12 protein-coding genes are annotated in these 15,464 nt (G+C 68.9%); 5 read left to right on the top strand and 7 right to left on the bottom strand.

Annotation, left to right across the window (positions count from 1 at the left end):
* Nucleotides 1-5: 5 nt before the first annotated feature.
* A complete protein-coding gene (locus E0E18_RS07205) occupies nucleotides 6-326 on the bottom strand; it encodes a hypothetical protein (protein ID WP_066588331.1) in 321 nt (106 codons plus the stop codon).
* Between the two features lie 342 nt (nucleotides 327-668).
* Here E0E18_RS07205 and E0E18_RS07200 point away from each other — a divergent pair, with 342 nt between their 5' ends.
* Both E0E18_RS07200 and E0E18_RS07195 read left to right on the top strand, forming a co-directional pair.
* Nucleotides 669-1,616: an NAD(P)H-dependent flavin oxidoreductase gene (locus E0E18_RS07200; protein WP_337189539.1), complete on the top strand. Its 948-nt coding sequence runs from the start codon at nucleotides 669-671 to the stop codon at nucleotides 1,614-1,616.
* 44 nt (nucleotides 1,617-1,660) lie between these two features.
* Complete coding sequence (locus E0E18_RS07195) at nucleotides 1,661-2,071, top strand: DUF488 domain-containing protein (RefSeq protein WP_130839937.1); 411 nt, start codon at nucleotides 1,661-1,663, stop codon at nucleotides 2,069-2,071.
* Nucleotides 2,072-2,082: 11 nt separating this feature from the next.
* On the opposite strand, the gene xdhC is transcribed toward E0E18_RS07195, so the two are convergent.
* The 4 genes from xdhC to E0E18_RS07175 all read right to left on the bottom strand — a co-directional run bounded on the left by xdhC (nucleotide 2,083) and on the right by E0E18_RS07175 (nucleotide 9,686).
* A complete protein-coding gene (gene xdhC, locus E0E18_RS07190) occupies nucleotides 2,083-2,907 on the bottom strand; it encodes a xanthine dehydrogenase accessory protein XdhC (protein ID WP_130839935.1) in 825 nt (274 codons plus the stop codon).
* Complete coding sequence (gene xdhB / locus E0E18_RS07185; protein WP_130839933.1) at nucleotides 2,904-5,354, bottom strand: xanthine dehydrogenase molybdopterin binding subunit; 2,451 nt, start codon at nucleotides 5,352-5,354, stop codon at nucleotides 2,904-2,906. The genes xdhC and xdhB overlap by 4 nt, the downstream gene beginning before the upstream one ends.
* Nucleotides 5,351-6,898 carry a xanthine dehydrogenase small subunit gene (locus E0E18_RS07180; protein WP_237559679.1) on the bottom strand — a complete coding sequence of 516 codons (1,548 nt, stop codon included), beginning with the start codon at nucleotides 6,896-6,898 and terminating at the stop codon, nucleotides 5,351-5,353. The genes xdhB and E0E18_RS07180 overlap by 4 nt, the downstream gene beginning before the upstream one ends.
* A 175-nt stretch (nucleotides 6,899-7,073) precedes the next feature.
* Nucleotides 7,074-9,686, bottom strand: a complete 2,613-nt coding sequence (locus tag E0E18_RS07175; protein WP_130841295.1) for an ATP-dependent RNA helicase — start codon at nucleotides 9,684-9,686, stop codon at nucleotides 7,074-7,076.
* 40 nt (nucleotides 9,687-9,726) lie between these two features.
* Here E0E18_RS07175 and E0E18_RS07170 point away from each other — a divergent pair, with 40 nt between their 5' ends.
* The 3 genes from E0E18_RS07170 (at nucleotide 9,727) to E0E18_RS07160 (ending at nucleotide 13,567) form a co-directional block, all read left to right on the top strand.
* A complete protein-coding gene (locus E0E18_RS07170; protein WP_066588308.1) occupies nucleotides 9,727-11,247 on the top strand; it encodes an FAD-binding oxidoreductase in 1,521 nt (506 codons plus the stop codon).
* A gap of 105 nt (nucleotides 11,248-11,352) precedes the next feature.
* On the top strand, nucleotides 11,353-12,729 hold the full coding sequence (locus tag E0E18_RS07165) for a class I SAM-dependent methyltransferase (RefSeq protein WP_130839931.1): 1,377 nt from the start codon (nucleotides 11,353-11,355) through the stop codon (nucleotides 12,727-12,729).
* A 49-nt stretch (nucleotides 12,730-12,778) separates the two neighbouring features.
* A complete protein-coding gene (locus E0E18_RS07160; RefSeq protein WP_130839929.1) occupies nucleotides 12,779-13,567 on the top strand; it encodes a septum formation family protein in 789 nt (262 codons plus the stop codon).
* Between the two features lie 57 nt (nucleotides 13,568-13,624).
* On the opposite strand, the gene E0E18_RS07155 is transcribed toward E0E18_RS07160, so the two are convergent.
* Together E0E18_RS07155 and E0E18_RS07150 are read right to left on the bottom strand one after the other, a co-directional pair.
* Nucleotides 13,625-14,233: a hypothetical protein gene (locus E0E18_RS07155; protein ID WP_066588306.1), complete on the bottom strand. Its 609-nt coding sequence runs from the start codon at nucleotides 14,231-14,233 to the stop codon at nucleotides 13,625-13,627.
* Between the two features lie 34 nt (nucleotides 14,234-14,267).
* Nucleotides 14,268-15,434: an aminotransferase class I/II-fold pyridoxal phosphate-dependent enzyme gene (locus E0E18_RS07150; protein WP_110480926.1), complete on the bottom strand. Its 1,167-nt coding sequence runs from the start codon at nucleotides 15,432-15,434 to the stop codon at nucleotides 14,268-14,270.
* Nucleotides 15,435-15,464 lie beyond the last annotated feature (30 nt).

Below are 15,464 nucleotides of genomic sequence, written 5' to 3'. Positions count from 1 at the left end.
TGAGACTACTTCGCGTCAGAGAGGAAGTGCGCGGCGCCGGCCGCCGCCGTGGTCACCGCGATGACCGAGGGCCAGGCGCCGATCTTCTTCGCCAGGGGGTGGGAGAGCCCGAAAGCGCCGATGAAAGCGCCGGTGAGCCCGACCGCCAGGGGGGCGCCGCCTTTGGCGACCCAGGAACGGTTCGCCCAACCGAGTGCCGCGACCATGGGAATCGTCCCCAGCGGCCGGATCCCGGTCTCCCTGGCGGTGAGCCAGCCACCGACGAGGCCGAGTCCGACGAGTGCGGAGGTGTTGACGTCTTCAGCTTTTTTCAGGGACATGTCCATGGACAGCCATGGTACGCGGTGCGTCTTCCCGGGTAGACTTCTCCGACGTACGGTCTGCTGTGAACCGGTGGAGCGGTCTCCTGTGCCGGTTCCCTCACCCGCAGTGACGTGTACGTCGAACCCGGAGAACGTGCCACACGACGTGGCCGCAGAAATCGTGTTCCAGAAAGTGTCATGGTCCAGTCAGTCCGGAAGGGGAGTCCACCTGTGGTCAACCGAGATGCCGACCGAGTTACCGGACAGGACGCCGGTCCGGTCGGCCGGGAACAGTCCACCCCAGGCAGCTCCACCGTCCCGGGCACCCACCGGTCTCCGGGGGTTCTCGCCACCAGACTCACCAGACTGTGGGGAGTGGACCTCCCCCTTGTCGGGGCACCCATGGCGGGCAGGGCCGGCGGTCGTCTCGCCGCCGCGGTGAGTGCGGCGGGCGGCCTCGGGATGATCGGGGTGGGTGCACGCAGCACCCCCGCGTGGATCACCGGTGAGGCGGAGACCGCGGGAACCGGGGGGAACTTCGGCATCGGGCTGATGGTCTGGGCCCTGGACGCCGAGGCCGCGGACAATGACGGGACCTCGACGGTGTTCGACGCCGCAGTCGAGGCCAACCCCACAGTCCTGTCCCTCGCCTTCGGGGACCCCGCCCCGTGGGTTCCCGCGGCACACCGGGCCGGTATCAGCGTTGTCGCCCCGGTCAACGACATGCTGCAGGTCCGGCAGGCACTTGCCGCTGACGTCGATGTGCTCTGTGTCCAGGGTACCGACGCCGGAGGTCACACCGGACGGCTGGGAACGATGCCCCTGATGCAGGAGGTCCTCGACTTCACGGCCGTACAGGCCCCGGGTGTGCCTGTCGTCGTCGCCGGCGGCATCGGTACCGGCCGTGGTGTCGCCGCAGCCCTCGCCGCCGGAGCGGACGGGGCGTGGATCGGTACCGCACTGCTGGCGTCCCCGGAGGCCGAAGGCGACGAGGAACTCCGCACTGCGGCGGTGAAGGCCGGGAGCGGGTCGACGGTACTGACCGGCATCTACGACCGTGCGGAGCAGCAGGCCTGGGACATCACCCTCTGGCCCACCAGGACGGTGCGCAACGCCTTCGTCGACCGGTACGTCGATGACGCCACCGTCACCGACGGGGAACTGGTCGCCGCCCGGGCACCGGGGGGACCCTACGCGGGGGAGCTCAAGCTCCATGCCGGGCAGTCGGTGGGGCTGGTACGGCAGCAGGCACCGGCAGGCGACGTGGTCCGCCGTCTCGCCGACGAGGCGGAGAGACTGCTGGGCAGGTTCTGACAACTCCCCGGTCAGGGCATTCTGCCGCGCGTAACGTGGGGGTCATGGCAGACAGGGACGGTCAGGGTCATCTCAGTATCGACCGGGTGTACGACGCCCGTAGGGGAGAAGGCGCAGAAGGCGTCCCCGACGGTGCCGCCACGTTCCTCGTCGACCGGCTGTGGCCCCGTGGGGTGAAGAAGACCGACCTCCTGCTCACCGGCTGGCCCCGGGAACTGACCCCGTCGACAACACTGCGCCGGCAACTCCACGACGGAACCCTGACCTGGGAACAGTTCGGGGACGCCTACCGCACCGAACTCGACGGGCGACATTCCGCCGGTGAACTGGACGACATCCTCACCCTGCTCAGACAGACTCTCAGCGAACGGGACGTGGTGCTTCTCTTCGCCGGCAGGGACACCGTCCACACCCACGCCAGGGTCCTGGAGGACTGGCTTGACGGGGTCCTGTGACATAAGGGGCGTCACATGCGCTGCAGAAGGTCGGCGGCGATACTCACCGCGATGGTTGCAGGGTGGCGTCCTCCCAGGTCGGGAATGCCCACGGGGCAGCGGATACTGTTGATCTCCCCGTCGGTGAAGCCGGCGTCCCCCAGCTTCATCCGGAACCGGGCCCACTTCGCCGACGACCCGATGAGGCCGACAGACCCCAGGTCACCCGAAGCCCGGGCCCGGGTGAGCAGGGCCTGGCACAGGTGCAGGTCCTCACCGTGGTCGTGGGTCATGACAACCACATGACAACCCCGGGGGAGCTCGTCGACGACCTCCTCGGGGACCATGCTGTGCCGCATGCGGACGGACGCCGGAGCACCGTCGACCTCCGCGGCCACGGCGTCGACGGCCTCGGGACGGGAATCGCAGAACCACAGGTCGGCGTCCTGCCTGGACAGGATGCGCGCCAGTTCCAGCCCCACATGACCGCAGCCGAACACCGCCACCGCGGGGGGGACGGGAAGGGGTTCGAGAAACACGGTGACCTCTCCGCCGCAGCACTGGCGGCCGTGCTCGTAGGGGGCGTGCTCGTTGAGCGCGAACTCCAGGAACTCCGGGCCCCCGGACGGGGGACTGTCCGGCGGGCCGGACGCCGCCGCGGCGAGCATCTCGCGGGCACGGTCGACCGCTTTGGCCTCGAGATTGCCGCCACCGACGGAGCCGAAGATCTCCGACCCGGTGACGAGCATCTTCGCACCTGCCTCACGTGGGGCGTGTCCCCGGCGGGCTGCGAGGGTGACCAGCACCGAAGGAATCCGGCGGGCGCGCAGGTCGGCGGCGTCGGAGATCCAGCTCATGACGACACCGGCTGGAGGCTACGCAGACCGCGCACCCGCTGAACCGCCCAGAACACCGCCTCGGGGGTTGCCGGGGAGGGAAGCTCCACCACTGTGCCTCTGCCGACGCCGACGCCGCTGCCGACGCCGGGCTCTCGCGCGTCACCGAAGGCGGCGACCGCCTGCCGCAACGCCTCACGGACGGAGAAGGCGAGCATGAACGGCGGCTCACCGACAGCCTTCGACCCGTACACCGCCCCCTCCTCATGGGCCTTGTCGAGCAGTTCGATGTTGAACACCGGGGGAAGCTCGGACAGTGACGGAATCTTGTACGTCGAGGCGCCGGCGGTGGTCAGGCGTCCGGTTCCCCGGTCCCCGTCATGGGAACCGTCGTCCCAGCGCAGGTCCTCCAGGGTGAGCCAGCCGGCGCCCTGGACGAAACCTCCCTCGATCTGGCCGAGGTCTATCAGGGGGGACAGGGAGTCCCCCACGTCGTGGACGATGTCGACCCGCCGCAGTGCGCAGGAACCGTCGAAACGGCTGACCTCCACCTCCGCGGCGGCGACACCGTAGGCGAAGTACTTGAACGGTTCGCCCTGCATCACCGAGGCGTCCCAGTGCAGTCCCTCGGTCCGGTAGAAACCGGACGCGGACAGCTGCACCCGCTGACTGTAGGCGGTGGCGACGACCTCCTCCCAGGTCAGGGAACCGGGGACGCCCAGGGCGGTGACCCTCCCGCGGGAGAAACGGACGTCTGCGGGGTTCACCCCCAGGCGGGAGGCCGCGACCGTGCGCAGGCGGGAGATGATCTGCCCGCAGGCGTCCTTCACCGCACCACCGTTGAGATCGGCCCCGGAACTCGCCGCCGTCGCGGACGTGTTCGGGACCTTGTCGGTCCGTGTCGGAGAACTCCGCACCATCGACAGAGGAACCCCGAGGGTTGTCGCCGCGACCTGCATCATCTTCGTGTGCAGGCCCTGGCCCATCTCGGTACCGCCGTGGTTGACCAGCACCGACCCGTCCTTGTAGACCAGCACCAGAGCCCCGCCCTGGTTAAACGCGGTGAGGTTGAAGGAGATGCCGAACTTCACCGGGGTCATCGCCAGGGCACGCTTCCGGTCCCGGTGGGTGGCGTTGAAGGCCTCGATCTCCGCCTCCCGGGCGACCACGTCTGCATGGTCGAGGACCTGGTCCCAGGCCGCCTCCAGGCGTTCGGGGTGACGCACCGGCATGTCGTAGGGGGTGCGGTCGCCGCTGCGGTAGAAATTCCTGCGGCGGACCTCCCGGGCAGGCAGACCGAGGTCCTGGGCGATCCTGCCCATGATGTCCTCGATGACGATCATCCCCTGTGGTCCGCCGAAACCCCGGAACGCGGTCTGCGACGTCCGGTGGCACAGGGCGATACGCCCGTGGACCGCGATGTCCGGGATCCGGTAGGCGTTGTCGATGTGGCACATCGCGCGGGCCAGCACCGGCTCGGACAGGTCGAGCGACCACCCGCCGTCCGCGGTCAGGGTCACGTCGAGGGCGGTGAGCCGGCCCTCGTCGGTGTAGCCGACTGTCCAGGTGGAGTGGAAACCGTGACGCTTGCCCGTCATCACCATGTCCTGGGCCCGTGAAAGCCGGACCCTCACCGGACGACCGGTGAGCACCGCGCCGAGTGCTGCAACGGCCGCGTAACCGTGGGGCTGCATCTCCTTGCCGCCGAAACCACCGCCCATCCGGAGGGACTGCACGGTGACCGCGTTCGCCGGGATTCCGAGGACGTGACTGACGATGTCCTGGGTTTCGGTGGGATGCTGGGTGGAGCACTGGATGAAGATCTGCCCCGACTCGTCGACCACGGCGACGGACGCCTGGGTCTCCAGGTAGAAGTGCTCCTGGCCGGAGAACTCGAAAGTCCCGGACATGACGCGCTGACAGGGGTCGGACGCCGCGGTCCTGAGCGCGGACGCGGCGTCCCCCCGCAGCATGGTGGGCCGGGCACCGTGGAAACTCCCCCGGGCTATCGCGTCGGTGAGGGTCAGCACCGCCGGCAGGGGTTCATAGTCCACCTCGACCGCGGCGGCACCTTCCCTGGCCGCCTCCAGGCTTTCGGCGAGGACCCAGCAGACCGCGTGCCCGACGAACATGACCTCCCCGCCGGGGGTACCGGGGCGGTCCGCAGGCGGTGCCACGGGGAACAGCGGCTCGTCATGTTTGGTCCCGGCGTCGTTGACCCCGGGGACATCGGCGGAGGTCAGTACCCGGACCACCCCGGGGACGCCGAGAGCGGCGTCCACCCGCAGTCCGGTGATCCGGGCGTGGGCGTGCGGGGACCCGACCGGGCAGGCGTGCAGGATACCCGGGTAACGGTTGACCAGGTCGTCGGTGTACAGGGCGGTGCCGGTGACGTGGAGGGCGGCGGACTCGTGTGCGTGGGACTCGCCGACCACCGGGTCAGCGGGACGCTGTGACAGGGAACTCATGACCGCACCTCCTGAAGCCCGTCTGCGTCACCCGGTCCGCCCGGTCCGTCCGTACCGGACTTCTCGGCGTAGAAACGTTCCAGAGAAGTGCCGAGCACCGCCGAACGGTAGGCGGCACTGGCACGGTGGTCCGACATGGGCGTGCCCTCCGACCGCAGGATCTCCGCTGCGGCCGCGACCGTGTCCGCCGACCACGGGGACCCCTCGAGGAAACTCTCGGTGGCGTAGGCGCGCAGCGGCGTGGCGGCGACACCTCCCAACCCGATCCTCGCCTTCGACACGGTGCCGTCCGTCACGGTCACCGCGTATCCGACAGCGACCGAGGAGATGTCGTCGAACCGACGCTTGGCGATCTTGTGGAATGCGGTGAGCGGTGACAGCGGAAGAGGGATCCGTACCGCGGCGATGAGCTCGTCGGCCCGTCTCACCGACTGCCGGTAACCGGTGAAGTACTCCGACAACGGAACCACACGCTCCGAGTCGGCGGAGGCCAGCACCAGCGACGCCTCCAGGGCCAGCAGCGCCGGTGGAGTGTCCCCGATCGGGGATCCGGTGCCGAGGTTGCCGCCGATGGTCGCACTGTTGCGGATCAGACGGGAGGCGAACTGCGGGAGCAGTGCACCCAGCAACGGCACCGCCTGCCCGAGCTCCCGCTCGATCTCGGTGAGTGTCTGCGCGGCACCGATCTCGATGAACTCACCGTCGGCGGTGCTGCGCCTGGTGACACCACGCAGTTCCGGGATCCTGTCCACGGCGATGACATTGCCGGGGCGCAGGGCCCTGATGTTCACCAGGACGCCGTGGTCGGTGGAACCGGCGACCACGGTGACGTCAGGTTCGTCCCGCAGGATCGTGAGAGCCTCACCGAGGGACATCGGACGCCGGAACCTGGCCGTGCCACCGGTCGCGGTCACCGAGACGACGTCCGTGCCCACCGGCGCCGGGGCGGGACGGTCGCGCCGGGCGGCGAGAGGGTCGGTGTCGGCGCCGGTCCGGCCGTCGATGACGGCCACAGCCTGCCGTGCCGCGGACATGTCCGGGGTGCCCAGGGCGAGTGCGGCGTCCCGGATCGGCCGGTAACCCGTGCAACGGCACAGGTTGCCCGACAGGGAATGCAGGTCAAAGGGCTTCTCCGGGTCCGGGCGGTAGTCCTCGGCCGCCACCGAACAGACGAACCCCGGTGTGCAGTACCCGCCCTGGGAACCGCCGGCACGGGCCATCTCCTCCTGCACCGGGTGCAGGCAGTCCGGCGTCCCCAGCCCCTCGGCGGTGACGACCTCCTGGCCGTCGAGTGCGGCGGCGGGGATGAGACATGCGTTGACCGGCACCCAGCGGGTCCGCTCGCCGGAAGGACCGTCGGGGCGCGCGACCATCACCGCGCAGGCACCGCACTCGCCTTCGGCGCAGCCTTCCTTGCATCCGGTGAGACCGTGGTCGCGCAGGGCGTCCAACGCGTTGGTGTGGACGCCCCGGTCTCCTCCGCCACGGAGAGTCACTCCGTTGACGGTGATAGTGAACTGTTCGGTTGTCTGTGCAGTAGTCACGGGTGGATCTCCTGGTGACTCTCGGTGGACCGGCCGCCTGGGTCCGGGCGCCCGGATCGGATCGTGCTCTTCTGAGTTCCTTCCGGGCCGTATAGCGTCCGGCTGTCCACCTCTGACCGGACAGAGTATTGCACCGTCGCATTTCGCGCAGGTTTCAGCGGTGATCCAGGTCTGCTCACGGATTCTCGGGCCAGGCGTGCTTCGGGTAGCGGCCCCGCATCTCCGAACGGACCTGGTGGTAGGGACCGGCCCAGAAACTGGCCAGGTCATCGGTGACCGCCAGCGGCCGTTGCGCCGGGGAGGTCAGCTGGAACTGCACCCGACGCCCGGCGATCTCCGGAGACGCCTCCAGACCGAAACAGTCCTGCAGTTTCGTCACCACGACCACCGGGCCACCTGACCCGACGTCCGGGTACCGCAACCGGACCGTGCGGCCCGAAGGCAGTGTGAGAGTGGTCGGTGCATCAGTGTCGAGGTGCCGGTTCCACGGGACCAGTCCGCGGAGAAGTCCGGCCAGGTCCGGACGGCGTCCTGCCGCCAGGTCGGGGACGACGAACTCGGTGAGCTGCACAGCTCCGCCGGAGTCCGCCACATCCGGGTAGCCTTCGACCTGCCGGTCATGCAGGTACTGGATACGTCGACGGAGTTCGGCGGCGTTGGACGACCACTCCAGGACGCCCGGTCCGTGCCGGGCCAGCCCGGCGCGCACCGCCTTCTCCCGTTCCCCGGCGGCCAGGTCCTTCACGGACACGGGGGTGGACGCCAGTTCCACCGCCCCCAGCCCACGGACACGACGTGCGCTGAGCCTGCCGGAAGGGCCTCCCGGAGTCCAGGTGCAGGTCACCTCGTCGTGAAGTAGCGGTGCCGCTGCCTCGAAGGCGAGCGATTCCGTCAGCGGGACGGCGGCGCGGATGACTGCTCCGGTGCCGTCGGTGGAGCGGGTGGACGCCCCGGTGATGTCGGCGACGGCGATCCATTCCGGGGCCCCGGTGCCCCCGGCGTCGCGCCACACGGCGCCGGTGCCGGAGACCGTGAGATAGCGCTGACCGTGGGACCCGGGAGAATTCGGTCCGGCGCCCCGGCTGCCCCGGCTGCCACTGCTGCTTCGGCCGCCACCGTCTTCCCTGTCGTCGACGCGGTGGGCGATGAGTCCGGGGAAGGAGCACGCCAGGGTGTATGCGACAGCGTCGGTACCGTGCAGGCTGCTCCCCGTGCGCCCGCCCTGCGTCGCGGCGTCCTCCAGGATTCTGCGGAACCTGGCGACCACCGGGTCTTTCGCGGACGGCAGATTCCGGGTCAGGTCGTCGACCGGTCCGGCTCCTCCGTCGAGTACGGCGAGAACCTTGGCGACGGTGCCGGTGCTGACCCGTCGTGAGGCCACGAGTCCGCCCCGCGCCAGCCGGGGGTCGGCAGGGATCTCCGCGAGCCGGCGTCCGTACCCGGTGACCGCACCGGAGGTGTCGAGGGCACCGAGGCTCCGCAGCGTTTCTGCGGCGGCTTCTGCGGCGGGGGCGGGGAAGGGGTCCGGCAGCGGCAGGTCTGTCCCTCCCGGTGAGCCCCAGCAGGCGACGTCGAGCATCGCGGCGGTGAGGTCACTGGTCAGGACTGCCGGCGGGGACGCGACCGGGGCTCTGGAATACTCCGCGGCGGTGAGACACCGGTATACGGTGCCCGGGCCCTCACGTCCGGCGCGTCCGGCGCGCTGGGTCATCGACGCCTGTGAGGCGGTCTCGGTGACCAGGACCGACATTCCGCGGGTGGTGTCGCGCCGGGACACCCGTGACAGGCAGGAGTCCACGACCACGCGGACGCCGGGGACGGTCAGCGAGGATTCCGCGACGTCGGTGGCCACGACCACGCGACGTGGTCCGTCCCCGCCTCCGTGGTTCCCGTCACCGCTGCGGTCGCTGACTATGCGTGCCTGTTCGGCGGGGGTCAGTCGCCCGTGGAGGGCGACGGCGTCCACTCCGTCCCGGGACAGTGCGGACGCCACCGTCTGCGTGCCCCGGATGGTGGGCACGAAGACGAGCACATCCCCTCCTGTGCCGCCCGTGCCGCCCGTGCCGCCCGTGCCGCCCGTGCCGTTCGCACCGGGTGCCGTCTCCGCGAGGGCGCGACGGACGGTGGCGGTCACCAGGTCCTCCACCGCGCTGCGGTCCCGGCGGTCCCGGTTGGTGACGGAGTCCCGGGACGTCGCATAGTGCATCTCCAACGGGTGGACGGGGGAGGGGACGTCGACCAGCGGTGCCGGCCCGTCGGCCCCGCCGAGCAGTCGGGCGAACTGTGCGGCGTCGAGGGTGGCGGACATGGCGACGACGACGAGGTCGTCACCGAGGTCGCCGCGCAGTTCCCGCAGCTGGGCGAGCATGCCGAACACCAGGTCAGATTCCAGGTGGCGTTCGTGGATCTCGTCGATGACCACGGCGTCGACCCCGTCGAGGTCCGGGTCGGAGAGCAGGCGGCGCAGCAGGACTCCCGGCGTGACCATCTCGATCAGCGTGCCGGCGGAGACTTTCCGGTCACCGCGAACGGTGTAGCCGACCTCCCCACCGGTCTTCGACCCCCGCAGCGCCGCGATACGGGCGGCCGAGGAGCGGGCGGCGACGCGGCGGGGCTGGGTGACGATGACGCGCCCGGTTCTGCCGGCGTCCCGGAGGAACTCCAGCACGTACTGGGGGGCCAGTGTCGTCTTGCCGGTTCCGGGAGGTGCCTGGACGACAGCTGTTCCGCGGCTGGACAGGGCCTCCATGAGAGGACGCCGTCCGGCGCTGAAAGGAAGTTCGGGCATCACAGGCATGCCGTCCAGGGTAGGACTACAGTTGCTCTCCATGAGCCTGAAGGACGCCGCAGTCGGCATAGCCGGTAGGTTGACCGACTGCATCCACGTAGGAAATGGACTTGACCAGCGCAGTCTGGCTCCGGTGGGCTGGTTCGAGCACGACAGGGCCGTCCGCCGGCTGAAGGACAGTTTCGCCGCTGTTCCCCCGGGGCGCCGGGTGAGACTGGCGAAGAAGACCTCCAATCTCTTCAGGGGGCGCAGCGGGGATCTTGAGGGGCTCGATGTCTCGGGACTGCACGGTGTCATCGCCGTTGACCCGGTGAACTGCACCGCGGACGTCCAGGGAATGTGCACCTACGAGGATCTGGTGGACACGCTCCTACCCTACGGCCTGGCCCCCACGGTCGTCCCGCAGCTGAAGACCATCACTCTCGGAGGGGCGGTGACCGGGATGGGGGTGGAGTCCACGAGTTTCCGTAACGGCCTGCCGCACGAGGCGGTCCGGGAGATGGACGTGCTCACCGGAACCGGTGAGATCCTCACCTGCTCGCCGACCCGGAACACCGACCTCTACCGTGGTTTCCCGAACTCGTACGGGTCGCTGGGGTACGCGGTGCGGCTGAAGATCGTGTGCGAGAAGGTGCAGCCGTATGTTGCTCTGCGGCATGTCCGGTTCGATGACGTGGAGTCGGCGTCGCGTGCGCTCGCCGAGATCAGTGAGACCAGGCAGTACGCCGGTGAGCAGGTCGACTACCTCGACGGGGTGGTGTTCAGCCTCGACGAGGCCTACCTGACCCTGGGCAGGCAGACCGGTGAGCCGGGCCCGGTGAGCGACTACACCCGCGGCCGGATCTACTACCGTTCCCTCCAGCATCCCCGGGGGGTCAGCTACGACAGGTTGACCGTCCGCGACTACATCTGGCGCTGGGACATCGACTGGTTCTGGTGCAACCGGGCTTTCGGCGCCCAGAATCCCACGGTCCGTACCCTCTGGCCCCGCGATCTGCTGAGGTCCAGTTTCTACTGGAAGATCATCGGACTTGACCGCAGGTTCGACATCGCCGACAGGATCGAGGCTCACCACGGGCGTCCACCGCGCGAGAGGGTGGTCCAGGATATCGAGGTCACCCCGGACAAACTGCCGGAGTTCCTGACCTGGTTCTTCACCCACTGCGAGATTGAGCCGGTGTGGTTGTGCCCGATCCGTCTGGCCGGGGACGCCGGAGAACTGGTGGGCAGGACCGGGGTCCTGGACACGGACACCGCAGAATCAAGTCCCTGGCCGTTGTACCCGCTGACCCCGGGGACGACCTGGGTCAACGTGGGGTTCTGGTCCTCGGTCCCCGCCGACCTCACCGGCCCTGACGCGGCGCCGGGTGCCTTCAACCGGGAGATCGAGCGGGTTGTCGCCGGTCTCGGCGGGCACAAGTCCCTGTACTCGGAGGCGTTCTACACCCCTGAGCAGTTCGCCGCGCTGTACGGCGGTGACCTTCCGGGAAAGCTGAAGGACGTCTACGACCCGGACGGCCGGTTCCCCGGACTGTACGAGAAGACGGTCCGGGGCGTCTGAGCGGACGGTCCTGACCCGGGCCCCGGCACAGTACGGCCCAGCACGACACAGCAAGATCCAGCGCAGAATAAGACCGCAGAAGAAGACAATGAAGAGGAGTCGCTGATGAGCAGCAGCCGCACCGCTTTCACCCCACTGACCGTGGGACAGATCGTGGAGAAGTGCGTCGCACCGCCGATGCCCTTCCGTGTCACCGCATTCGACGGTTCCACCGCCGGACCGGAGGACGCCCCGCTGCACCTCGACATCACGTCGCCGGATGCACTCGCCTACGCGGTCACCGCACCCGGTGACCTCGGTCTGGCCCGGGCGTACATCACCGGCGGCCTGCGGGTCAGCGGCGAACACCCGGGACACCCCGTCGCAGTCTTCGACCACCTGCAGCATCTCTACGGCCAGTTCCACAGGCCCACGGCGTCCGACACGGTTGCGATCGCGCGCAGTCTGAAGCGGCTGGGGGCGTTCCGGTTCCAGCCCGCCCCGGCGCAGGAGACCCTGCCAGGGTGGAAGCGGGCACTGCTCGAAGGACTGTCGAGGCATTCCCGGGAGCGTGACAAGGAGGTCGTGAGCCGCCACTACGATGTCGGCAACGACTTCTACGAGCTTTTCCTCGGCGACTCGATGGCCTACACCTGTGCCTACTACCCGGAGGACGAGGGGCTCGACAACATCCCCGGCCCCTACGGGGACTGGAATCCGGTGAACTGGCCGAAAGGTGGGGACGCCAATGCTCCGTTGACCGCCGCACAGGACAACAAACACCGTCTCGTCTTCGACAAACTGCGGCTGAAGCCGGGTGACCGGCTCCTCGACGTCGGCTGTGGCTGGGGTGGAATGGTCAGGTACGCGGCCCGCCACGGGGTGAAGGCACTGGGTGTGACACTGTCACAGGAGCAGTACGAGTGGGGCCGTGCGAAGATCGAGGAGGAGGGGCTGCAGGATCTCGCCGAGGTCAGGTGCATGGACTACCGCGACATCCGGGAGACGAAGTTCGACGCCGTCAGCGCCATCGGAATCCTCGAGCATATCGGCGTGCAGAACTACGGCGCCTACTTCTCGTTCCTCTACGGGAAGCTCCGTCCGGGCGGGCGAATGCTCAACCACTGCATCACCCGTCCGAACAACGTCAGGACGAAGACCGGCCAGTTCATCGACCGGTACATCTTCCCCGACGGTGAGCTGACAGGTTCCGGCCGGATCATCACGATCATGCAGGACGCCGGTTTCGACGTGGTCCACGAGGAGGACCTGCGCCCCAACTACCAGCGCACCCTCCACGACTGGTGTGAGCTGCTGGTGGCGAACTGGGATGAAGCCGTTGCACTGGTGGGGGAGCCCACCGCCCGCCTGTTCGGACTGTACATGGCCGGGGCCGAGTGGCATTTCGAGCACAACAAGGTCCAGCTGCACCAGGTGCTCGGGGTGAAGCCGGACGAGGACGGGTTCACCGGCGTCCCGACACGGCAGTGGTGGAGGCCCTGACCGGCGCCCTGTTCCCGGTGTGACGGGGCCGGCCTCTAGAATCGGCCACATGCCAAGGCCATTCACGGGCGCCGGTGTCCTGACCACTGCCGCCGTCACCGCCCTGCTCCTGACCGCGTGCAGTTCCGGGGACGACAGTGCGGATCCGTCCGGGGGTGCCGGTACCACCTCACCGACGTCGGGCACGTCCGCGGCCGGGACGACGGAGGCGGATCCGGTGACGCTCGGGCTCACCGTCGGTGACTGTGTCGCTGACCTCGGGGACCGGGGCGCGGCAGAGGGCACCGGGGAGGAACCGGGGGAAGATACCGGTGACGCCACGGGTCCCGCCACCACGTCGGAGACCCCTGCCCGTGGTGTGCGGGGCGCAGGCTCAGGGACAGTGGCCCCGTCCGGCACAGAGGAACGTACGACCCGCTCTGCCCCGCAGAATGACGACGGCGGGGACCGGGACGGGGACGGTGTCCCCGACGAGCCCCGGGACACTACGAGTGCATCGGAGCCGGGCGTCCTCGACGACACCGTCCCTGACTCCGCGACCGGGGTGACGAAGACCGACTGTGACCTGCCCCATGTCGGTGAGGTGTTCGAGCAGCGGGAGCTCGACAACGAAGTCCTCTTCCCGGGGCAGAAGATGAACCGGCTCACCGCCGCCGTGTGCACCGGGGACGCCTTCGAGGACTACATCGGCTACCCCTTCGCCTACTCCGTCTTCGATGTCGTGACCTACGCCCCGTCGAAAGAGAGCTGGGCACGTGGGGACCGCACGGTCACCTGCGTGGTCACCGACCCTTCCGCGGGGTACATTCCGGGGACGTTGAAGGACGCCGGGTACTGATTCCACCGGGAAGGACGCCGGGGCCCCGTCATGCTCCCGGTGGCGCGGACCCTGCGGTCAGTCGCCGGCCCCGGTTCCGAGAAGGGTCTCGAGCTTGAGCCGGTTGGACTCCTCGAGGTGTGCCACGGTCAGTTCCCAGGCCTTCGCCGGTGGCAGGGCGGTGCGCCGGTCCACGTCAGCGAGAAGTCGGGTGTAGACCTCCTCGACCGGGGGAACCGCCTGCGGGTCGGACACTGGGATCATTGCGACGGCCTCGGGGGAACCCCACACCTCAGGGTCGGCGATGAACAGGTGTCCCTGGACCGCCGCATATCCCAGTGCCGCCTCGCGCAGTTCGGCGATCTGGTCTGCGCTCAACGATCCCGCGTTCGCGGCGTCCTCGATCAGGGGCACCCGGTCGATGGGGCGGTGCACGTCCACGATCCCCTTGATCAGCGGGGTCGGCAGAGTGTGGAGCGACCTCGCCGCCGCGTTGTAGACGTCCCCGTCCCGCAGGTACGGTCTTCCCACCACGATGGTGCGGGCAAGTTCCCGGCAGGCGGTCATGAACGTCAGCAGTGTGGTGAGCTGCTCGGCGGGCGCGGCGTTGAACCCGGCGAGATCGTGGACCGCCGGGGTGGAGGCGGGACGGGTCGCGAACAGGGGGGAGAAGGTCGGTGTGTCCATGTACGAATGGTCCGCCCCCCGGGTTACACCACTGTTAAGGACGTGCGAACTTGTCGATGTCCACGACATCGAGCACGCTGAGCAGCAGATCCGTCTCCGCCTCGTCGGTCACGGTGATGCGCACACCCTCGCCGTCGAAACAACGGACCGCCACGTGGCAGGCCGCCATTGCGTCGGTGAGCTCCCGGGCACGGTCACCCAGCGGAAGCCACACGAAGTTCGCCTCGGCCTGCCCACGCAGGGACTCAGGCAGACGCGCCAGAACCCGCTCACGCTGAACGGCGGTCTCGTCGGTGCGGCCGAGCAGTTCCTCCCGGGCGGCGATACTCGCGACCGCGGCGGCCTGGGCCACGGCATTGTTGCTGAACGGGATGCAGACCTTGTTAAGCGCGTCAATGAACCCGGGGCGTCCGATGACGTAACCGACCCGCAGACCGGCCAGCCCGAACGCCTTGGAGAACGTCCGCGCGACCGCCAGACCGGGGTGCCTGTCCAGCAGACTCAGACCGTCCGGGGAGGACTCGTCACGGACGTACTCGTAGTACGCCTCGTCGAGCAGGATGTGGACGTCGTCGGGGATCGAGTCGATGAACTCCTCGAGCTCTGTCCGGGACACGGTGGTCGACGTCGGGTTGTTCGGGTTGCAGACGATGACCAGCCGGGTGCGGTCGGTCACGGCGGCGGACATCGCGGGAAGATCGTTGCGCAGGTCCGGAGTCAGGGGGATCTCCACGGCCTCGGCACCCGCCACCTTGGCGAAGATCGGGTAGGCCTCGAAACTGCGCCACGGGTAGATGACCTGGTCCGCCACCGGAGCACAGTCGCCGGAGCCCTGTCTGTCATCCTGTGCAGCGCCCTGTCCGGCGCTCTCTGCGGAGCTGTCTGCGGCAGTGTTGTCACCACCCCGGCAACACGCCAGGACGGCCTGCTGGATGAGAGCGGAGGACCCCGCACCGACGGCGACGTTCTCGGCGGTGAGGCTGAGGGCGGAGTCGTCGTCGAGCCACCGTGCGATTGAGGCGCGGAGCTCGAGGGCCGCCATGTCCGGGTACCGGTTGGACTCTGCGAGAGCGTGTGCTGCGGCGTCGACCACACCGGGCAGCGGCCCCCGACAGCTCTCGTTGCTGGACAGCTTCACCCCCTGCGGGTCACTGCGGCCGGCGACGTAGGACGGGAGGGTGGACAGAGCAGGCCTTATCATGGTCAACAGCCTAGTCTCCGTGCAGGTTTG

The organism is Corynebacterium neomassiliense (assembly GCF_900626215.1).
GTDB lineage: Bacteria > Actinomycetota > Actinomycetes > Mycobacteriales > Mycobacteriaceae > Corynebacterium > Corynebacterium neomassiliense.
The sequence above is the reverse complement of the archived record's forward strand: the minus strand, read 5'-3'. Positions and strand labels throughout refer to the sequence as shown.